This window comes from Alcanivorax sp. HI0083 (genome assembly GCF_001635175.1).
Map to the genome: position 1 here is coordinate 1 of NZ_LWFX01000735.1, position 212 is coordinate 212.

Here is a 212-nt window from a genome sequence, read left to right on the forward strand (position 1 = left end):
AACTCGCCTTGCAGCAAGGCGTTTTCCAGCTCGCGTACTTGTTCCAGTGACAGGGTGGAGTTGAGGAAGCCGGCTTTCACGCCCAGTGCCTTGAGCGCATCCACCTGATCCTGCATCAGGGCAATCAGCGGGCTGATCACCACACCGGTGCCTGGCCGGACCAGGGCGGGGATCTGATAGCACAGGGATTTACCGCCGCCGGTGGGCATCAG

Annotated in this window: 1 protein-coding gene; it reads right to left on the reverse strand. The window is 61.8% G+C overall.

What is annotated here, in order from left to right; genetic code table 11:
• Positions 1 to 212 (reverse strand): DEAD/DEAH box helicase (locus tag A3754_RS07215; RefSeq protein ID WP_156496882.1); only part of this gene is annotated, 212 nt, incomplete at both ends.